1 protein-coding gene is annotated in these 1,173 nt (G+C 69.8%); it reads left to right on the plus strand.

The window, feature by feature from the left end; genetic code table 11:
* The first annotated feature begins 201 nt into the window (after window positions 1–201).
* The gene (locus AC07NC_RS17395; protein WP_492322585.1) at window positions 202–1,158 is read left to right on the plus strand and encodes an IS110 family RNA-guided transposase; all 957 of its coding nucleotides are present in this window, start codon (window positions 202–204) and stop codon (window positions 1,156–1,158) included.
* The last annotated feature ends 15 nt before the right edge of the window (window positions 1,159–1,173 follow it).

Below are 1,173 nucleotides of genomic sequence, written 5' to 3' on the forward strand. Positions count from 1 at the left end.
GTCCTTGTTTGTCGCTGATCGGTTAGATTTCCCCTGATCCGGGACGCCCGCCTGATGTTCACCGCATCAGGCGAGCCACCGATGGAGGGACCGCCCGTGTCCTTGGCCTTTTGGGCCGTCGGGGAGCTGGGTCGCCGTCGGCTGTTCACTGATCCGGATGGTTGCAGGGACGATGAGGTCCGAAGCCACAAGGAGGGATCGATGAACGAGGCCAAGTCTAACACACGGATCGCCGGGGTCGATGTGTCCAAGCCCCGGCTGGACGTTGCGCTGCACGGGGCGGAGCCGACGGCGACGCTTCAGGTCGCCAACACGGCCCAGGGGCACGCGGAGTTGGTGGCCTGGCTGTCGGGGCACGGCGTGGGCCGGGTCGGGCTGGAGGCGACGGGCGGTTACGAGCGCGGCGTGGTCGAGGCGCTTGCGGCGGCGGGGCTGGAGGTGGTGATCCATCAGCCGCTGGAGGTGCGGCTGTTCGCCCGGATCAAGCGGCTGCGGGCCAAGAACGACCGGATCGACGCGCGGCTGATCGCCCTGGCCACGGCCCAGGTCGATACGGTCAAGGCCGCCGCCGATCCCCGGTTGAGGGAGCTGGCCGAGCGGCTGACGGCCTATGAACAGGCCGCCGACCTGGCGACGCTGCTCAAGACCCAGATGGAGCATATCCGCCTGCCCGACCTGCTGGAGGACGCCCGCGCCCAGTGGGTCCAGCTCAAGGACCGCAAGGCCCGGCTGGCGGCGGATCTGCTGGCCCGCCTGCGCGTCTGGCCCGACCTGGCGCGGCGGTTCGACCTGGTGCGCTCCCTGCCGGGCGTCGGTCCCATCGTCGCCCTCGGCCTGGTCGTGCGCATGCCCGAACTGGGCGCCATGGGCCGGGGCCAGGCCGCGGCCCTGATCGGCGTGGCCCCCTTCGACCGAGACTCCGGCGCCCACAAGGGCCAGAGGTTCATCGCCGGCGGACGATCCAGACCCCGACGCCTGCTCTATATCGCCGCCATGGCCGCCCGCCGATGCGACCCTGCGCTCAAGGCCTTCGCCCAGCGCCTGATCGACAACGGCAAGCCCCCAAAGGTCGCCCTCGTCGCCGTCATGCGAAAGCTGATCGAAGCCGCAAACCTCGTCCTCAAGCGTGATCAGCCCTGGACGCCCGTGATCAACTGACATGGTTGCTCCCCG

It is taken from the genome of Brevundimonas sp. GW821-FHT10A07 (genome assembly GCF_059415785.1).